The 16,975-nt window shown below is 71.8% G+C and carries 21 protein-coding genes; 16 read left to right on the top strand and 5 right to left on the bottom strand.

The features are described 5' to 3' along the window. Positions 1-111 precede the first annotated feature (111 nt). On the bottom strand, positions 112-678 hold the full coding sequence (locus tag ACZ69I_RS21555) for an HhH-GPD-type base excision DNA repair protein (RefSeq protein WP_470833980.1): 567 nt from the start codon (positions 676-678) through the stop codon (positions 112-114). Between the two features lie 195 nt (positions 679-873). Between ACZ69I_RS21555 and ACZ69I_RS21550 the strand changes: the two genes are divergently transcribed. Further along, positions 874-2,475 carry an ABC-F family ATP-binding cassette domain-containing protein gene (locus ACZ69I_RS21550; protein ID WP_470833978.1) on the top strand — a complete coding sequence of 534 codons (1,602 nt, stop codon included), beginning with the start codon at positions 874-876 and terminating at the stop codon, positions 2,473-2,475. Between the two features lie 137 nt (positions 2,476-2,612). Further along, the gene (locus ACZ69I_RS21545) at positions 2,613-3,167 is read left to right on the top strand and encodes a GNAT family N-acetyltransferase (RefSeq protein ID WP_470833977.1); all 555 of its coding nucleotides are present in this window, start codon (positions 2,613-2,615) and stop codon (positions 3,165-3,167) included. Positions 3,168-3,179: 12 nt separating this feature from the next. On the opposite strand, the gene ACZ69I_RS21540 is transcribed toward ACZ69I_RS21545, so the two are convergent. The 4 genes from ACZ69I_RS21540 to ACZ69I_RS21525 form a co-directional block, all read right to left on the bottom strand. Beyond that, the gene (locus tag ACZ69I_RS21540; protein WP_470833976.1) at positions 3,180-3,896 is read right to left on the bottom strand and encodes a sensor domain-containing protein; all 717 of its coding nucleotides are present in this window, start codon (positions 3,894-3,896) and stop codon (positions 3,180-3,182) included. A gap of 165 nt (positions 3,897-4,061) precedes the next feature. Beyond that, positions 4,062-4,844 (bottom strand): hypothetical protein, encoded by a 783-nt coding sequence (locus ACZ69I_RS21535; RefSeq protein ID WP_470833974.1) that lies wholly within the window; start codon positions 4,842-4,844, stop codon positions 4,062-4,064. Between the two features lie 85 nt (positions 4,845-4,929). After that, positions 4,930-5,445: a hypothetical protein gene (locus ACZ69I_RS21530; RefSeq protein WP_470833972.1), complete on the bottom strand. Its 516-nt coding sequence runs from the start codon at positions 5,443-5,445 to the stop codon at positions 4,930-4,932. A 46-nt stretch (positions 5,446-5,491) separates the two neighbouring features. Then, a complete protein-coding gene (locus ACZ69I_RS21525) occupies positions 5,492-5,848 on the bottom strand; it encodes a transcriptional regulator (protein WP_389722822.1) in 357 nt (118 codons plus the stop codon). A 747-nt stretch (positions 5,849-6,595) separates the two neighbouring features. Between ACZ69I_RS21525 and ACZ69I_RS21520 the strand changes: the two genes are divergently transcribed. The 14 genes from ACZ69I_RS21520 (at position 6,596) to ACZ69I_RS21455 (ending at position 16,927) form a co-directional block, all read left to right on the top strand. Continuing rightward, positions 6,596-7,183 (top strand): hypothetical protein, encoded by a 588-nt coding sequence (locus tag ACZ69I_RS21520; RefSeq protein ID WP_470833971.1) that lies wholly within the window; start codon positions 6,596-6,598, stop codon positions 7,181-7,183. Continuing rightward, a complete protein-coding gene (locus tag ACZ69I_RS21515) occupies positions 7,180-7,377 on the top strand; it encodes a helix-turn-helix domain-containing protein (protein WP_470833970.1) in 198 nt (65 codons plus the stop codon). The genes ACZ69I_RS21520 and ACZ69I_RS21515 overlap by 4 nt, the downstream gene beginning before the upstream one ends. Before the next feature lie 243 nt (positions 7,378-7,620). Next, a complete protein-coding gene (locus tag ACZ69I_RS21510) occupies positions 7,621-8,022 on the top strand; it encodes a hypothetical protein (RefSeq protein ID WP_467678919.1) in 402 nt (133 codons plus the stop codon). 99 nt (positions 8,023-8,121) lie between these two features. Beyond that, on the top strand, positions 8,122-8,730 hold the full coding sequence (locus tag ACZ69I_RS21505) for a phage tail tube protein (protein WP_467678917.1): 609 nt from the start codon (positions 8,122-8,124) through the stop codon (positions 8,728-8,730). Positions 8,731-8,865: 135 nt separating this feature from the next. Continuing rightward, positions 8,866-9,156 carry a hypothetical protein gene (locus ACZ69I_RS21500; protein WP_150169700.1) on the top strand — a complete coding sequence of 97 codons (291 nt, stop codon included), beginning with the start codon at positions 8,866-8,868 and terminating at the stop codon, positions 9,154-9,156. 8 nt (positions 9,157-9,164) lie between these two features. After that, a complete protein-coding gene (locus ACZ69I_RS21495; RefSeq protein WP_470833968.1) occupies positions 9,165-9,557 on the top strand; it encodes a hypothetical protein in 393 nt (130 codons plus the stop codon). Positions 9,558-9,624: 67 nt separating this feature from the next. Further along, a complete protein-coding gene (locus tag ACZ69I_RS21490) occupies positions 9,625-10,182 on the top strand; it encodes a hypothetical protein (RefSeq protein WP_470833967.1) in 558 nt (185 codons plus the stop codon). An 80-nt stretch (positions 10,183-10,262) separates the two neighbouring features. Continuing rightward, on the top strand, positions 10,263-10,832 hold the full coding sequence (locus tag ACZ69I_RS21485) for a hypothetical protein (protein WP_470833965.1): 570 nt from the start codon (positions 10,263-10,265) through the stop codon (positions 10,830-10,832). A 40-nt stretch (positions 10,833-10,872) separates the two neighbouring features. Then, a complete protein-coding gene (locus ACZ69I_RS21480; RefSeq protein ID WP_470833963.1) occupies positions 10,873-11,982 on the top strand; it encodes a hypothetical protein in 1,110 nt (369 codons plus the stop codon). Between the two features lie 41 nt (positions 11,983-12,023). Next, the gene (locus ACZ69I_RS21475; RefSeq protein ID WP_470833962.1) at positions 12,024-12,842 is read left to right on the top strand and encodes a hypothetical protein; all 819 of its coding nucleotides are present in this window, start codon (positions 12,024-12,026) and stop codon (positions 12,840-12,842) included. Beyond that, the gene (locus tag ACZ69I_RS21470) at positions 12,826-15,210 is read left to right on the top strand and encodes a hypothetical protein (RefSeq protein ID WP_470833960.1); all 2,385 of its coding nucleotides are present in this window, start codon (positions 12,826-12,828) and stop codon (positions 15,208-15,210) included. The genes ACZ69I_RS21475 and ACZ69I_RS21470 overlap by 17 nt, the downstream gene beginning before the upstream one ends. Next, positions 15,207-15,350: a hypothetical protein gene (locus ACZ69I_RS21465; RefSeq protein ID WP_470833958.1), complete on the top strand. Its 144-nt coding sequence runs from the start codon at positions 15,207-15,209 to the stop codon at positions 15,348-15,350. The genes ACZ69I_RS21470 and ACZ69I_RS21465 overlap by 4 nt, the downstream gene beginning before the upstream one ends. Before the next feature lie 66 nt (positions 15,351-15,416). After that, the gene (locus tag ACZ69I_RS21460; protein WP_467678899.1) at positions 15,417-16,052 is read left to right on the top strand and encodes a hypothetical protein; all 636 of its coding nucleotides are present in this window, start codon (positions 15,417-15,419) and stop codon (positions 16,050-16,052) included. 20 nt (positions 16,053-16,072) lie between these two features. Further along, entirely contained in the window at positions 16,073-16,927 is an 855-nt protein-coding gene (locus ACZ69I_RS21455) for a peptidoglycan-binding protein (protein WP_470833956.1), read from the top strand. Positions 16,928-16,975 lie beyond the last annotated feature (48 nt).

Below are 16,975 nucleotides of genomic sequence, written 5' to 3'. Positions count from 1 at the left end.
GCATGTCCCCGTCCGGCACGGCCGTCGACCGCGGTGGGCCGAGATCCGCCCTCATGGGCTAGGGCCTTTCGTTTGGATCCGGCCGGGCTCGCGGGCTGGTCCCACCCCGCCCTAGCGGTTCTTCAGCTGCTGTTTGTGCGCCCGCACCTTCAGGAGGGACTCCGGACCCGTGATGTCCGCGACTGACCGGTACGCCTCGGGGGCGCCGTACTCCCCCGCGGCCTCGCGCCACCCCTCGGGGCGGACCCCCAGCTGCTTGCCGAGGAGGGCCAGGAAGATCTGGGACTTCTGCTTGCCGAAGCCGGGCAGGGCGTTGAGGCGTTCGAGGAGCTCGTCGCCGGTGGCGGCGTCCTGCCAGAGCGCCGTGGGGTCACCGTCGTAGTGATCCACCAGGTACTGGCAGAGCTGCTGGACGCGCTTGGCCATGGAGCCCGGATAGCGGTGCACCGCGGGCTTCGTGGAGAGGAGCGCGGCGAAGTCCTCGGGGTCGTACGCCGCGATCTCGCGCGCGTCGAGATCGTCCGACCCCAGCCGCGTGGCGATCGTGTACGGGCCCGCGAACGCCCACTCCATGGGGACCTGCTGGTCGAGGAGCATGCCGACCAGCGCTGCCAGCGGACTGCGGCCGAGGAGCTCGTCGGCCGACTCGTCCTGTGCGAGGTGAAGGGTCACGTCCATGCGCCGATGATCCCCCGGGGACGGCTCCTTCGCCCGTCGCGACGGGCGGCGGCGGGCGCGCACCGGGAAACGCGGGTGCGCGCCCCTGGGGCGGCGCGTTAGCCTCGGGAACATGTCTACGCCCCGCATCTCCTAGCCAGGACACACACCTCCACGTCACCCGTGTGTCCATTCGCTATCGCGGAGCGTTACCTCATGATCACCGTACGAGGTGCCGACGTGCGCGTCGGTGCCCGCCTCCTGCTCTCCGACGTCTCCTTCCACATCGCCCCCGGCGACCGCGTCGGCCTGGTCGGGCGCAACGGCGCCGGCAAGACCACCCTCATGAAGATCCTCGCGGGCCGGTCCGTCCCCGCCGACGGCACCGTCACCCGTACCGGTTCCGTCGGCCACCTCGCCCAGGACCCGGGCGCCGCCGACCCCGCCGTCACCGTCACCGACCGCATCCTGTCCGCCCGCGGCCTGGACGAGGCGGTGGCGGCGCTGCGTACCGCGGAGGCCGCCATGGCGGAGGCGGTGACGCCTGCCGCGCAGGAGCGGGCCATGGCCGCCTACGCCCGCGCGGACGACCGCTTCCAGGCGCGCGGCGGGTACGCCGCCGAGGCCGAGGCCGCCCGCGTGGCCGCCGGGCTCGGGCTGCCCGAACGCGCGCTGCACCAGCCCGTGGGCGACCTGTCCGGCGGGCAGCGGCGCCGCGTGGAGCTGGCCAGGATCCTGTTCTCGCGGCACGACACGCTGCTCCTCGACGAGCCGACCAACCATCTCGACGCCGACTCGGTGGGCTGGCTGCGCGGCTACCTGGCGGGTTACCCGGGCGGCCTCGTGCTCATCAGCCACGACACGGGCCTCCTCGCCGACGTGGTCAACCGCGTCTTCCACCTCGACCCGCGCCGCGCGGCCATCGACGTGCACAACACGGGCTGGCACACGTACCTCGCCCAGCGCGCGGCGGACGAGCGGCGGCGCACCCGTGAGCGCGCCAACGCCGAGCGGAAGGCCGCGTCGCTGCGTGCCCAGGCCGACAAGATGCGCTCGCACGTCTCCACCGCCACCGCCGCGAAGAACATGGACCGGCGCGCGGAGCGCATGCTCGCGGGGACGGAGCCGGTGCGGCGCGGCGAGAAGGTCGCGCGGATCCGGCTGCCCGAGCCCGCGCCGTGCGGCCGGATGCCGCTCGGCGCGATCAGCCTCACCAAGGCGTACGGGTCCCATCGCGTCCTCACGGGCGTCGACCTGGCCGTCGACCGGGGCAGCCGCCTGGTCGTCCTCGGGTTCAACGGAGCGGGCAAGACGACGCTGCTCCGTCTCCTGGCCGGGCGCGAACTCCCGGACGAGGGAAGGGTGGTCGAGGGCCCAGGCCTCCGGCTCGGGTACTTCGCGCAGGAGCACGACACCCTGGAGGGTGACAGGACCGTCCGCGAGAACCTCGCGGACGCGGCCCCGCACCTGACGGACGGCGAGGTGCGGCGGGTGCTCGGCTCGTTCCTGTTCGGTGGGGACGACGCGGACAAGCCCGCCGCGGTCCTCTCCGGCGGCGAGAAGACGCGGCTCGCCCTCGCGGGACTGGTCCACTCGGGCGCGAACGTCCTGCTGCTCGACGAGCCCACCAACAACCTCGACCCGGCGTCCAGGGACGAGGTGCTCGGCGCCGTCGGCACGTATCCCGGGGCGATCGTGATGGTCACGCACGACGAGGGCGCGATCGACGCGCTGCGGCCGGACCGGGTGCTGCTGCTCCCGGACGGGTCGGAGGACCTGTGGAGTCCGGACTACCGGGACCTGGTCACGCTCGCGTGAGGCCTCCGCGTCGGCCGGACGGCGGCGGTGGGACCAAGGCGGTCTCCGTACAGGCGAGTTGGCGCCCCGTCAAGCCCGCGCGCCGCGATTCGCGGTGAGCGCCCGCGCCCGCCCCGCCGCTGTGATTCGATGCTGCGATGAGACGAGACCGTGCCGCCGACGCGGCCGACGGCCACCCTGTCCTCCGGCTGCGGGAACGCTCCGGTCAGCGTGACGTGGAGGCCTGCGTCGGGGTGCTCGCGAGCGTCCACAAGGCCGACGGATACCCGGTGGACTGGCCTCCGCGGCCCGGCGAGTGGCTGGAGGGCAGCGGCGGCCTGGGCGCCTGGGTCGCCGAGCTCGACGGCCGGATCGTCGGGCACGTGGGGCTCTCCCGGCCCGGGGCGGGGGACGAGGCGCCCGGCCTGTGGGGCGGCGGGGCGGGCGCGGGCGGGGCCGCCGTCGTCAGCAGGCTCTTCGTCGGGCCGGACGCCCGCGGCCACGGCATCGGCGCCCTGCTGATGGGCCGGGCCGTACGGGAGGCGCGGGCGCGCGGCCTGCACCCGGTCCTGGACGTCGTGTCCTCCGACACCGCGGCGGCCGCGCTCTACGAGCGCCTGGAATGGCGGCTGTTGGGCATCGTCGAACAGGAGTGGGAGCCGGGCCGCCGCGTCACCCTGCACTGCTACGCGGCCCCCGACGCCCCCGGCTGAGTGCACGGCCTCTCAGCCGAGCATCGAGCGGACCGCGGCGCGGTCGACGTTCGTCAGGGCGCGGACCAGCTTCGGGGTCAGGAAGAGGAGCACGAGGCCGATCAGGGAGACCGCCGCGATCTGCGCGGGCGAGGTGACGTAGTACGCGTGCCGCTCGCCGCCGGAGGTGAAGTCGTACAGGCGGTAGCCGGGCCAGCCGACGTAGCGGTGGAAGACCCAGGAGTACGTGGGGAAGAGCGCGACCACCCAGCCGACGACGAAGAACGTCACCGTCAGGACGAAACTCAGGACGCGCCAGGGGAACATGACCACCTGGAACAGCAGTGCCCGCCAGCCCGCCCCGTCCACGAGCCGGGCCCTGACACCGGCCCAACGGCCCGCTTCCCGCGGTCCGTCGAGCGCTTTGGGCCCCTCCACGGCGAGCCCGAGTCCCGTACGGGCCCGCCGCCGCTCGGCGCTCCCGAGCCCCCGCGCCGCCGCGAGCGCCGCGGCGAGGACGGGCAGCCCGAGCACGGTGACGAGCAGGCCCGCACCGAGCGAGAACATGGTCACGGCGCAAGTGAACCCGGCGATCGCGACGGGCAGCGAGGTCAGCACGTAGCCGATCTCGCGGAAGGTGACGGCGGAGAACGGCGCCCGCCAGAAGCCGGGCCGTTCCGTGCGGGGGAGCGCGTGGACGGGAACGGCCGCCGAGGCCGAAGTGGCGTGCGGAAGGGTGCTGGTGCTCATGGCGGGCCTCGAATCGTCGCGGTGGGATGCCTCGATGATCGCCCGCGGGCGGGGCCCGGCGACATACGGTGATCCGGTGTCCTGGGGGTGGTGCTAGGCCCCCTGCGGGAGGGGCTGTCTCCCGGGGGACCCCCGCGTCGAGAACCGCCGTCCCAACCGGTTCCGTCAGCGGCCACCGACAGCGGGCAGGTCCGCGCCCGGGGCGGGACCGGAACGCCCGGCCTGTTCGTTCTTGTCGTTCTGTTCGCCGCGTCGGCAGCGTCCACTCCGTCCGCCCCGGTGCAGGACCGCGGCCGCTGTCACCGCGACGGCCACGGCGACGAGGTGCTCGCGGCCCGCGAGGTCGAGGTCGGCCACCGAACCGGCCACCGTCGGCACGACCGCGACGAGAAGGAGGACGGGCGCCCGCAGCGCCACGGCGGTGTAGGCGTAGAGCCCGACGATCGCCGCGGAGGCGCCGGTGTCGACCGCGTGGGCGGCGTCGGCGGGCAGGCCGAGCGCGTCGGGCCCGAGAGCGATCATGACGCGTGCTCCGAGCGTCCCGGCGAGCGTGGCGGCGTAGGCCACCGCCAGGGTGCGTATGCGCCCGAAGACGAGCTCGGCCAGCGCGAACGCCAGGAACAGCCGGGGCAGCCCGCCCCAGGCCGGCAGGTCCACCGCGGGCACGAACAGCGAGACGGGCGTGCGCAGCAGGGACAGCCAGACGGGCTGGTCGGCCCGGACCTCACTGACCACCCGCAGCACGTCGGCACCGGTGGGCGTCTGCTGGAACTCGTGCAGCGCGACCACCGCGACGGTGGCGAAGAGAGCGAGCGAGACGCCCGCGGGTCCGCGCGCCCGCAGTCGGCGCACCGGTCCGACGACCACCTCGCGCCACTCGTGCGCCAGGACCCGCCCACCGCGTACGGCCACGCGCGACACCAGCGAGACCAGCCACACCTGTGACACCGGCAGTCCATCCTCTTCGCGCTCCGTCGCCCGGACGGGCGATTGCGGAGGATACGTGACAGCCGCGGACGGAGCGTTCGACGGGTCAGTCGTCCGTCCCCGGGTGGCCCCTCGGCGGGTCCTCCCGGCGCCTGCGCGGGCGGTGCGACATCAGGTCCCGGGTGCCGCGGGCCTCGTCCCGGCCCACGATCGGCAGCGGGTGCACCCCTCGCGGCGCCCCCGAGGGGAACTGGAACAGCCTCGCGGACGAGCCGGGCGACGCGGACGGCGGCTCCACGTCCGCATGCCCCGCCGGTCCCGTCGCGGCGGACCGGTGGTCGGTCGCGCGGGTGTGGTCGGCCGCGCCCGTGGTCTCCGTCGCGCGGGCGTGCTCCGCCCAGCCCTCGCGGAACCAGCGCAGCTGACTCTGCTGTGCCTCTTCCTCGGTGAGTATCCGGACGCCGTCGACGCCGGCCTCCTGGATCTTCGTACCGAGTTCGATCAGTAATCCGCCGACGAGGAGGGCGAGCTCCTCCGACGTGGTCGTCTCCCCCTCGACGTCATGCCGTCCCGTACCGCGTCGCGCGCCTCCGGACGGCCCCTCCGCTTCGTCAGTCGGCATGTTCGCACTCCCTCTGTGCCCCCGGGGCTGCGTAAGTCGGCCCCTGCTATTCGACCTGCGGCAGGAACGCCTTCGTGACTCTCACGAAGACCGCCTGCAGTTCTGGAGGCACCCCCATTCTCCGGGCCGCTTCCTCGGGGCTCAGCAGTCGGGGGGCGTCGCTCTCGCCGCCCCGGGCGGCCACGATCGGCAGATCGCTCTCGGAGAGCCGCCCCGACCGGATCAGCATGTCCCGCAGCGGGACGCCGAGGACGGCCGCGAGCCGTCGCATCGTCTCCAGGTCGGGCATGCTCTGCCGCTGGATGAGCCGGCTGACCGCGGCCCGGTGCACGCCCGCGTCGTCGGCGAGCTTGGACTTGCCGCCGCCGCGCGGACTGTCGATGTCGTAACCGCGCTCACGCATCACGCCCTCGATCCACTCGGCGAATTCCTCCAGTTCGTCCGCTCGATTCCGGCCACTCTCCCGACTCTGGTCGTGGCTGATCCCGGTCCGGTACGCCTGGTCGATGCGGGCACTGGCCCGCTGGCTGGACACCATGTCGTCGCTCTCCCCTCGTCGCAGAGGGAGCGTACCGATCGTGCGCGCACCGAAATACGTGCGCGCTCGCACGTTGATGTGAAGATCCGGCACAGGCGGGGGTGGGGGCCGGTGCCCGGTCGATGTCCGAAGGCGGACCCGTGGGGCTCCTGGGGCCTCCGCGACGAAGATTTCCAGCCACCCCGCACTCCTCTCCGGTCCCACGCCTCTCCGTTTTTAGTTGCGCATGCGCACGCAGCGTGGAACTCTGATCACGCATCGACGTCTTCGAACATATGTTCGCACACCTGCGGAGGGGATGCGCATGCCCAATCGGACTCTTGTCGCCGCACCTACTCTGAACAGCGCTTTCCCTCCTACGCGAGGTCGCTCGGACGAGGCCCCCGACTGGCGCAGGGACGCCGCCTGCGGGGATCTGCCCCAGCAGTACGTGTTCACCCGCAGCCCCGCCGAGGCGGCACCGGTATTGCGCGCCTGCAATCAGTGTCCGATTCGACGCGAATGCGAAGCCATCGTCGACCCCTCGCACACCTGGTTCGACGGGGTCAGCGGGGGACGCCTGTGGCGCAACGGCCGCGAGGTCAAGCCACGCAAGACGACCGGGAGGCCGTGATGAACACCCAGGAGGTCTCGATGGGAGAGCGGGAGGCCCCGGTGGGAGAGCGGGAGGCACGGAAGAACATGAGCGGAACCGCACGCGCGGCGCTCTGGATCGATTCGCTGCGGCGCCGGTACCCCCTGCTCCTGGCCGAGCTCGCGCCCAGCACCGGACGCACCCTGCGCGAGGTGCGGGGCGGCGGCTCCGGCCCGGCCACCGGCGCCCCCGTCCGCCTGTACGTATCCGACGCCCTCCGCGACATCGGTGACGGCGTGGTCGAACTGGAGGAGGCCGTACGCGACCGGCTCGGCCTGCGCCGCATCACCGCGGCCCCGGTGCCGGTCCGCCTGCGCCGCCTCGCCGAACTGCTCGACGCCGTCGCCGGATCGCCCGATCTGGCCGCCCACGTCGAGGCGGAGGCCCGCCGGATGTCCCGGCGCTGCGCCCGCGCCCTGGGCGACCCGGAACAGCTGGTGCGGCTCCCGGGGCGCTGCCCGGCCTGTGACTCCGTGTCGCTGCGGGCCTTCCCCGAGCGGGGCGTCGCGATGTGCGTGAATCCCCCCTGCCGGCACGTGCTCGAGGACGAGGAGGAGACGACGTGAACGCGCAGCTGATCACGGGGGACCTCGCCGCCACCGAGGCCGACGTGTCGCCCGCCACCATCCGCAAGTGGGTCCAGCTCGGCCACCTCAAGGCGGCCGGGCGGCAGGGGCGGCGCTCGATGTACCGCCTGGAGGACGTGTTCGCCGCGGAGCGGTGTGTGCGACGGGCGGCGAGGGCGAGGGCGAAGGCGTAGCGGCAGGCGCAGACGCAGACACAGACGCAGACGTACGTGAAGAGGGTCCCGCCCCGGGGGGTGCGGGGCCCTTCCTGCGTTCCGGAACGGCCCCAACACCCCTGCTGCGAAGCTCGGTTGCGGGATCAGGGCCCCTGGATCACACTTGGAGCAGCGGCAGAGCTGCGCCCCACGCCGGGGCGGCGGACCTGCCGCTTCGTGTTGCCCCCACTCGTTTCCCTTCTCATGACAGGGAGTGTCCATGTGTCCATCCTGACCTTCCCCGACGCGGAACGGCTCGTCGTCGACTTCCTCAAGAACCGGGCGGAACTCGCCGGTTCGGTCGTCGACAACAAGCCGCCCGCCGTGTTCGACGGCACCCAGAGGGCCGTCCTCGTCTCCCGCGTCGGCGGCGCGTGGGTCGACGACCGGCATCTCGATCAGCCGCTGCTCGACCTCGAGGTCTACGGCCCGGACAAGTCCACCGCGCACGGCATCTCCCTCGCCGCCCGTGCCTGTGTGCTCGAACTGACCGGCACCTCGTACGGCGGGGCCGTCGTCACCGACGTCGCCGAGGCGGACGGGCCGCGCTGGCTGCCCGACTACAACCGCCCGGCGGGCAACCGGTACCTGTCGACGGTACGGATCTCGATCCGCCCCGAGTAGCACCGCACCACCTCGCACGCTGTACCCCCCAGGCCCTGCCGTCCCGGCGGGGCCTTCGTCGTACCCACCGAGAAACCGACTGAGATCTGAGGAGTTCGCATGGCAGGCAACAACGGCAAGGAAATCCGCGTCGCCGGTACCGGACGCGTGCTGATCGCGCCGATCGGGACCGAGCCGCCGACCACCATCGCCGCCGACTGGGACAAGGCGAAGTGGACGGACCTCGGTTACACCACGACCGACGGGATCAAGTTCAACAAGAAGGACAAGATCGACCCGGTCGACACCTGGCAGTCGGTGAGCCCGGCGCGGTTCATCTACTCCGACCGCGACCTCACCGTGAAGTTCCAGCTGCTGCAGCTGAACAAGGCGAACCTGGCCTTCTTCATGGGCGGTGGCGAGGTGAAGGCGGCGGTCACCACGCCGGCGACGATCGACGCGCAGGCCGACGCCGACCTGAAGGAGTTCACGTACGACCTCGCCAACAGCCCGGCGCCGGACGAGCGTGCGCTCGGCATCGAGTTCACCGACGGCGCGGCGAAGTACCGCTTCTTCGTGCCGCGCGGTCAGGTCACCGAGACCGAGGAGATCGGTCTGACCCGGACCGGCGCGGTGAAGCTGGGCGTGACGTTCACGGCGCTGGCCAAGGACGACAACGCCCCGCTGGCGAGCTTCCGCATCAAGGAACTGGCGTCGTCGTACTCGTGAGCCGACCGCTCGTTGACGCTTGATTGATTGCGCGAAATCGCCGGTTGCGCTTGCGCGCGACCGCATAGGATCCCAGCGACGCCCGGCCCGTGCCCCCAGCACCGGCCGGGCGTCGCCTTGCCGAAGGAGAGACCCGTGTCCGGCTTCAACGTCAACGCCGCCCGCGCCCAGCGCCTCGAAGCGCTCGGCCGGGCGTGGACCTTCGAGCTCGACTCCGACAGCTTCGAGCTGCCGACCGAACTGACCCGCGCGACCGCGCGCAAGCTCCGTGACCTCGACGACAACGACGTGGACGGGCTGCTCGAACTCCTCCTGGGAGAGCAGCAGTTCGCCCGCTTCGAGCGGCACGAGGTCACGATGCAGGACATCGCGGCGATCCTGGAGGCGTACGGCAAGGAGACCGGGCTCGGCCTGGGGGAAGGCTGAGCCTCGGCGTGTTCGTCGACGAACACGCCGAGGCTCTTGAGGCCGACCTGCTCCGCTTCTACGGCCTCGACCTCCTGGACTGGCACCGCGGCCGCCTCTCCTCCCGCCGCCTCGCGGTCCTGATCCGGCATCTGCCGCGGGAGGGGGCGGTGGCGCGGGAGACGGAGGGCGAGGTGGCGGAGTGGTCGGTGGGGGACTACCTCCTGGCCCATGTGGTGGACCAACTGGCGCAGTCCAACTGGATGTTCGCCACGGTCAACCAGGACGAGGACGCGGATCCCCTGGACCCGCCTCAGCCCATCCCGCGCCCGGGAGCTGACGCCCCGGCCGAACAGTCCGAACCTCCGCCGCCGGCTCTCCTTCGACCGACACCGGAAGAACTGGCCGCGTTCTTCATGTGAGCTTCTTCCGTGCCGCCGCACGGGCGATGATCTGCCGGACGGCAGGCGAACGTGTGGAGGGATGTGCGTGAAGGTGCAGACGACGAGCTGGTCCTCGTGGCGGAGCAAGGAAATTCTCATACGTGAGGTCGGAGAGCCCGGACCCATCCCGCTCCTGATCCGCGGAGTGTTCGGGGCCTCGCTGGAGGCCTCTGCGGTCCAACGCACGGATTCAACCGTCGCACAGGGCATCTCGTACCGCGTATGGGACGCAGGGAAGCGCCGCATCGTACTTCCTGCAGGATTCAACTCGCTGGACATGGCGCGTCGTTCGGTTGGTTCCACCGGGTCATCCGGTGTCGGCCCCTGGAAAGTGACGAGGCTCGCTGCCGCGGACATCGACCTCGCCATCGGCCAGATGTCCGGCCGGGGCCCGTGGGTGCTGCGGCTCACGGACGGCTCTGCCAAAACCTTGCACATCGTATGGAACCAGGGCAAGGCGCCCGGGCGCCTGACATTCTTTGGAGCCGTCTCCGGCACCGGTGAGGAAATCTCTGCTCCGCAGCACACCCAGGAGACCGTCCGTGTCACCGGGCCCGGATATCTCCTGCTCGATGCCCCTCGATGGTCGCTCGATATCGAATGACCCAACGGATCACCCACTGACGGCCTTGTGCGCTCCGACCGGCGGCGCTCAGGGCCGTCACCTGTTTCCGGGAGCTGATCATGACCGAACCGACCACCCCCGCACCGGGTAAGGGAGCCGCCCCGCCCGACCCCACCGTCGTTAAGTGGTTCAAGGACTACACCGAACGAGAGCTCGTGAAGAAGGGCGAGCTCACCGCGCTGAAGAGCGAGATGAACGGCGGAGCCTTCGCCGCCAATGCCATCAACGGTGAGCTGACCGGAATCAAGCTCGAGCACACCATCTGGGACCCCATACAGAAACTTCAGGAGAAACGGGACGAGCTCCGGGGGGAACTCCCGAGCCAGATCAAGGCCAAGGCCGAAGCGGCCCAGACAGCAGCGGACAAGGCACAGACAACCGCCGACAAGGCCATCACCAAGGCCAACGGAGCCAACCGTCGTATCAACGCCCTGTCCCGCGACATCAACCAGAAGCTGCGACGCAAGGCCGACAAGTCCGCCGTCTCCGTGGCCAACAACCGGCAGAACAGCCAGCTCTCCGCCCTGCGGAGCACACAGGTCGCCGCGCTGCGCCGCGAGGCCGACCAGGCCAACCTCAGTGTTCAGCAGCTGCAGAACCAGATCGACCGGCTCAATTCCCGCTTCTGACGCGGGATCGAGGAGTGGAAGAAGTCAGGAGTAGAAGCCCATGGCACTGAACAAGTCCATAAGTACCGCGGCCACCCAACTCGGCCGCATGCGCAGCGCCGCGAGCCAGGCCGCCACCCAGGTAGGCAAACTCGGCAAGTCCACCGGCACCGCCGCCTCCGCCGTCGGCAAGCTGAACCAGCCCACCGGTTCCGCCGCCACCGCCGCCGGAAAGCTCGGCAAGTCCAGCGGCTCCGCCGCCACCGCGGTGGGCAAGCTGCGTACGTCCGCCAACAACAGCAGCGGCGCGGTCAAGAAGCTGCACTCCGGCCTCCGCACCGCCGACGGATCCCTCGGCAAGGCCCGTAAGGGATCCGACAGGTTCAAGAGTTCCCTCGACAAGCTCCGCGGCTCCGCGGACAAGGCCAGGACCGCGCTGCGCGACGTGAAGCGCCAGGCCGACGCCGTGGACAAGTCCGTCGGCAAGGCCGGCAAGAACGCCGACAAGAGCGGCAAGTCGATGGGCAGGATGGGCAAGGGGCTCAAGGGCGCGAGCGCCGCGCAGAAGGGGCTCAACCTCGCCATGGCGGGCAGCCCGTTCGGGCTGATCATGACGCTCGCGGCCCCGCTGATCGCCCAGTTCGTGAAGATGGACAAGGTCACCGCCGCCCTCAAGCGCGGCATGAACGCCGCGTGGAAGGGCATCAAGTCCGGCACCCGCTCGGCCGTCGACTTCATCAAGCCGCTGGTCAAGGGGCTCGGCAACCTCATCCTCACCCCGATCAAGGGACTCGCGTCCGCGCTGAACGGCGTGTTCGGCGTCCTCGCCGGGATCAAGATCTCGATCCCCAGCTGGGTGCCCAAGTGGGGCGGCAAGTCCTTCGGGTTCCCGCGCCTGCACGTGCCGGTCCCGCACCTCGCCCGGGGCGGCGTCGTGCAGGCCCGCAACGGCGGCACCCTCGCCCTCGTCGGCGAGGCCGGCGAGTCCGAGGCCGTCATTCCGCTCTCCCGCCTGGAGCGGATGCTCAACAACGGCGGCAACCCCGCCGCCCTGCGCCGCCTCGCCGAGGCCATGGAGCGCCTCGCCGACCGCCCCGTACACGTCGACGTCGACTCGCAGACGATCGCCCGCGCCGTGTTCGCCGGGCAGCGCGCCCTGGCCCGCCGCTAGCCGCGGCCGGCCCTCACGTCAGCACAGAACAGGAGGAGTTCATGGCCAGGAACCTGTGGATCGGAGCCCCCGGCCGGCTCCGCGAAATCCGTCAGGCGGCGAAGAGCTGGGACCGCACCGCCGAGCTCAACGTCACCGAGTTCAAGGCGCTCGAAGGCCGCGTCACCACCTTTGCGCCCACCCGTACCGTCCGTCGCCTCAAGCTCTCCTTCGAGTGGCTGGAGCCCGAGGACGCCCAGCACCTCGCCCGGCTCGCCCGCCGCGTCGGCACCGGCCGCGGCCCCCTCGCCGTCCTCGACCCCGCCTCCGTCAACCTCCTCGACCCGTACCAGGCGTCCGGGCAGTCGGACGTGCCCGGCGGCTGGGACCACTGGTTCACCATGAACGGCGACATCGCGCTCGCCCGTAACGCCGAGGGCATCACCACCGTCGACTGCCAGGACGCGGCGGCCGCCATCGGATGGGTGCACGGCACGTGGACGGGGTGGCCGGTGGCGCCGGGCATGCGGGTCTCCTGGCTGCTGCCGGGAGGCTGGGATCCGGCCACCGCGACCGCCCAGCTGGACTGGAAGGCGGCCGACGGGACGTACATCAGCGGCAGCCGGGCAACCGGCGCTTCCCTCACCGCCACCGCCCCCGCGGGAGCTGCCTTCGCCACCCCGGTCGGGCGGCCCGGCGCCGTCGGCCTGGTCGGCCTCGCGGGCGCCTGCCTCACCGTCGACGAGGAGCCGGTCGCCCACGCCCTGGGCGAGGGCTGCCCGGCCATGTCCGTCACCGCGTACACCGACGTCCCTTCGGCCCGCCTGCCGTTCCGGAACATCGGCATCGACCTCGTGGAGGTGCGTGGTGCAGCCCTCTGACGACGCCCTCGACCAGGCCCTGTCCGCCCCCGAGCGCGTCCCCTCGCACACCACCCGCCTGGGCGGCCAGGAGCTGGGCGACCAGGTCCAGTCGTGGAAGGTGGAGCGCGCGTACGCGACGGACCTCCCGGAGGCGATGCGTGCCTTCTCGGGCAGCGCGTCCGCCCAGCTGGAGCTGCTCCTCGGCGGTACGGGCGGCATCCCCGCGCCGCGCCTCTACTCGGCCTGGGCCGACCGCGCCACGGGCGATCTCGTGCGGCCCGGTCAGTCCGTCGTGCACACGGCGGGAGCGGCGGGCCGCACCGTGCCGACCTTCCGCGGCACGGTCCGTTCGCGGACCGCGGCCTCCGGCAGCGACACGGTGACCGTGGAGGCGCTGGACGGCGCCGAGCGGCTGCGTGGTCCCGCCTCGCTGCCCAGGCCGTACCACGGGTACTACTACGGGCTCCCGGTGGCCACCGCCACCTGGTGCGTGGACGAACTCCTGCGCCAGGGCGGCATCCACACCTGTCCGCCGCCGCGCGCCCCGCTCGTCATCAAGGAGGACACGAAGGACGAGGAGCCGTTCACCGTCCTCTACGCCTCGCTCCACGGCGGTTTCAACTCCACGTACGGCCAGCCCGAGACGCTGCCGAACCCGGCGGAGTACGACTGGATCCAGGAGGGCGCGCCCTTCGAGATGGCGCTGATGCCTAAGGCCGCCGGGCTCACGGCGTCCTGGATGCCGCGCTCCCGCTTCGTCCTGCCGGGGAAGGTCTTCCTGGTCGAATGCTGGGTCAACACGGCTCTCGCGCACGGCAACGTCATCGAGATGTCGGCGGTCTTCGACCAGAGCGGCACCAAGACCGGGTTCATCAAGGCGTCCTTCAACATCTCCACGGGCGTCGTGGGCATCACGTCGGGCACCACCGGTGCCGCGGCCCCCACCGTCACCTGGGGCATCGACAAGCTGTCCTCACTGCGCGGCAACTGGCACGTCGGCTTCATCGTCGACACCACCTCCACCGGTACGGTCGTCGGCCCCACCGTTCAGCCACGCCTCACCGCTCCCGACGGCTCGCACCGGGTGGGCGGCAAGTACACGTTCACCCAGGACTCGGCACTCCAGCCGATCTCGGAGCTGAACCGCATCGACCTGACCACGGACATGGCCGTCGAGTGCCTCCAGGTCACCGACCGGGTCTGGACGGACACCGAGACCTATCCGCAGGAGGAGTGGGCGCAGCGCGGCCAGTGGACCAAGGGCGCCGTCCTCGACACCCCGGAACTGCCGCTCTACGACATCCCGAAGGTGACCGGCTCCCAGTGGGACGTGATCACCGAGATTGCCCGGGCCAGCATGTCCACCGCCGAATTCGACGAACAGGGCATCTTCCGCTGGCGGGGCCCCTCGCGGTTCGCCAAGGTGCCGGCGGTCCCCGACCACACCGTCACCACGAGCCGGGACATCGCCTCGATCACCGTCACCGAGGAGATCGACGCCTGCCGCAACCACTGCGAGCAGCCGTACCAGGACTGGAACGGCATCAAGGCCGCGCGCGGGGACGTGGTGGACGACACGGCGGTACGGGAAATCAAACCGGGCACCGCCGTCGTCGTGCAGTACGCCATGGCCGAGGACGAGAACGACATCGGCCCGCTCGTCGTCCTGGACGACTCCGTCACGTCCGAGGGCCATCGGGTCCGCTTCGGCACGGCGAAGACCGGGGGGACCGCGGTCAAGGGCAAGGTGTCGGTGAGCTGCTGGCGCGAGGGGCCGACCTACTTCGCACGGTTCGCCAACCGCGGTACGGCCAGCGTGTGGACGGTGACCAAGGACGGCAAGCCTTCCGTGCGCATCGTCCCGATCAAGCGCTCCGCCGACCCGAAGCAGCGCACCTACGCCCGGTGGAACAGCACCAGCCAGAAGCACTACGGCAAGCAGCAGTACACGGCCCAGGCCACCGACTGGGTGCAGACGTCCGCGAGCGCCTCCGCCCTTTCGAACGCCATGCTCACCGCCGGCCGCTACCCCGTGCCGCTCCTCGGCGACGTCGAGGTCCTGCACGACCCGCGCGTCCAACTCGGCGACGTGGTGCGCGTGGTCGACTCAGCGGGCGCCGAACTGGACACCCTGGCCTGGGTGGTGGGCATCCGCACCACGCACGCCGCCGGGAGCGCCCCGCAGCAGACCCTGACCCTGCGCGGCACCGCCTACAACGGCGCGCCCGCCGACGCCGGGCTCACCCCGGACGGCCCGGTCGACCCGGCCTACGGCAAGCAGCGCAAGTACGAGCGCCTCACCGCCCAGTACGCGTCCCTCGGCGAGCTCACCACGGCCGCGATCAGCTATCGGGTGCTTCTCACCACGATGGGAGCGTCGTCATGAACGAGGACGAGACGCCCGCCGACGGGCACGTGCCGTACGAGCCGCCGCCCGGCCCCGTCCAGATCGACGACCCGCTCGTGGCGGCGGAGGACGAGGGAGCGGACCCGAGCCAGACGCTGCCGCCGCCCCTCGGCGGCTGACCCGAACACCCCCGCGCATCTGGCGGCTGACCCGAACACCCCCGCGCATCTGGAGGAACCGAACCCATGGTCGCTCTCACCCCGCTCGGCAACCTGCCCTACCCGCAGCCCGCCGACAACGCCGACATCCCCGTCCACCTGCAGTCCCTCGCCGAGGCCGTCGACGGCCGCACCGTGCTGCGGTTCCCCGACGCCGCGTCCCGCGACGCGAAGGTGACCGACCCGATCCCGGGCATGATCGCCTGGCTCAACAACCCGGGCCGGCACTACTACTTCACCGCCGCCAAGCAGTGGGCCCCGCTCTCCCTCGGCCCGGCGCACTGGTTCAGCACCCTCAGCGGTACGACGACGTCGACGGCGTACGTCGAGACGCTCACCGGCGCCACCGACCCCTTCGCCATCACGTTCATCGCCCCGCCGTACGGCGCCGCGGTCCTCACGATCGGCGCCCGCTTCAACAACAGCGCGGCCGGCCTCGCGTACTTCTCGGCCTCCGTGAAGCAGGGCACCAGGGTCGTCACCGCCGCGGCCGACTCCCGCGCGGCCGTCGTCGGCGGCACGAACCAGGTCACGGCGAGCATCCAGTTCCCGCTCACCGGCCTCACCGCGGGCGCCGCCTACACCGTGACCGGCGCCTTCCGCACCACCGCGGGCACCGCCACCTTCACCAACCGCTACCTCACCATCACACCCATGATCTGACGCACCCCGAGGAGGCCCCCATGGCCACACCTCTGACGCCCGACGCCCTCGTCCGCGCCCTGCGCGGCGAGGGCGTCCGCATGAGAGAGCACGGCAACTGGAGGACGCACAACCGCAACCACAAAGGCCCGTGGGGCCCGGTGCACGGCGTCATGCTGCACCACACCGCGGGCACCGACAGCCTCGCGCTCTGCCGCCGGGGCATGCCCGCCCTGCCCGGCCCGCTCTGCATCGGCCTGATCACCAAGGACGGCACGCTCCACCTCGTCGGATACGGCCGCACCAACCACGCGGGCAACGGCTCGGCCGCGGTGCTCGACGCGGTCCGCACGTCGAGGCCGCTGCCGTCCCGGCCCGGCCCCGACGCCGTGGACGGCAACGCCCGCTTCTACGGCTTCGAGATCGAGAACCTCGGCAACGGCCGCGACCCCTTCCCTGCCGCCCAGCTCGACACGGTGGAGCGGCTGTCGGCGGCCCTGTGCCGGGCCCACGGCTGGACGGGAGCGAGCGTCATCGGGCACCGGGAGTGGACCCGCCGCAAGATCGACCCGACGTTCTCGATGCCGGTGATGCGCGGCCGCGTGTCGACGCGCCTCGGCTCGAAGGAGCCGGGCGGCGAAACCCCCGAGTACGCGCCGTTCCCCGGCGCGGGGTTCTTCACGATCGGGCGGCGCGACGACCTGTGCACGGCCGTCGGCCGCCGCCTGGTCAAGGAGGGCTGCGGCCGGTACGCGGTCGGCCCCGGCCCGGTCTGGAGCGAGGCCGACCGCGCCTCGTACGCCGCCTGGCAGCACAAGCTCGGCTACCGGGGCGCGGACGCGGACGGCATCCCGGGCCGGGCCAGCTGGGTCCGCCTGCGCGTGCCGAGGCCGTGACCGCGGCCCTGGCTGCGGCTGTAACCGTGACCGCGTCCCGACCACCGT

This window comes from Streptomyces sp. NPDC036815 (assembly GCF_055609205.1).
Note: the sequence above shows the minus strand (reverse complement) of the source record. Positions and strands in the feature narration are given on the sequence as shown.

What these genes read in the sequence shown, in the direction of transcription:
- ACZ69I_RS21485 (WP_470833965.1), top strand. Translation starts at nt 10,263, where the DNA reads ATGACCGAACCGACCACCCCCGCACCGGGTAAGGGAGCCGCCCCGCCC.
- ACZ69I_RS21475 (WP_470833962.1), top strand. Translation starts at nt 12,024, where the DNA reads ATGGCCAGGAACCTGTGGATCGGAGCCCCCGGCCGGCTCCGCGAAATC.
- ACZ69I_RS21540 (WP_470833976.1), bottom strand. Translation starts at nt 3,896, where the DNA reads ATGAGCACCAGCACCCTTCCGCACGCCACTTCGGCCTCGGCGGCCGTT.
- ACZ69I_RS21505 (WP_467678917.1), top strand. Translation starts at nt 8,122, where the DNA reads ATGGCAGGCAACAACGGCAAGGAAATCCGCGTCGCCGGTACCGGACGC.
- ACZ69I_RS21480 (WP_470833963.1), top strand. Translation starts at nt 10,873, where the DNA reads ATGGCACTGAACAAGTCCATAAGTACCGCGGCCACCCAACTCGGCCGC.
- ACZ69I_RS21525 (WP_389722822.1), bottom strand. Translation starts at nt 5,848, where the DNA reads ATGCGTGAGCGCGGTTACGACATCGACAGTCCGCGCGGCGGCGGCAAG.
- ACZ69I_RS21550 (WP_470833978.1), top strand. Translation starts at nt 874, where the DNA reads ATGATCACCGTACGAGGTGCCGACGTGCGCGTCGGTGCCCGCCTCCTG.
- ACZ69I_RS21460 (WP_467678899.1), top strand. Translation starts at nt 15,417, where the DNA reads ATGGTCGCTCTCACCCCGCTCGGCAACCTGCCCTACCCGCAGCCCGCC.
- ACZ69I_RS21465 (WP_470833958.1), top strand. Translation starts at nt 15,207, where the DNA reads ATGAACGAGGACGAGACGCCCGCCGACGGGCACGTGCCGTACGAGCCG.
- ACZ69I_RS21520 (WP_470833971.1), top strand. Translation starts at nt 6,596, where the DNA reads ATGAACACCCAGGAGGTCTCGATGGGAGAGCGGGAGGCCCCGGTGGGA.
- ACZ69I_RS21545 (WP_470833977.1), top strand. Translation starts at nt 2,613, where the DNA reads ATGAGACGAGACCGTGCCGCCGACGCGGCCGACGGCCACCCTGTCCTC.
- ACZ69I_RS21555 (WP_470833980.1), bottom strand. Translation starts at nt 678, where the DNA reads ATGGACGTGACCCTTCACCTCGCACAGGACGAGTCGGCCGACGAGCTC.
- ACZ69I_RS21530 (WP_470833972.1), bottom strand. Translation starts at nt 5,445, where the DNA reads ATGCCGACTGACGAAGCGGAGGGGCCGTCCGGAGGCGCGCGACGCGGT.
- ACZ69I_RS21455 (WP_470833956.1), top strand. Translation starts at nt 16,073, where the DNA reads ATGGCCACACCTCTGACGCCCGACGCCCTCGTCCGCGCCCTGCGCGGC.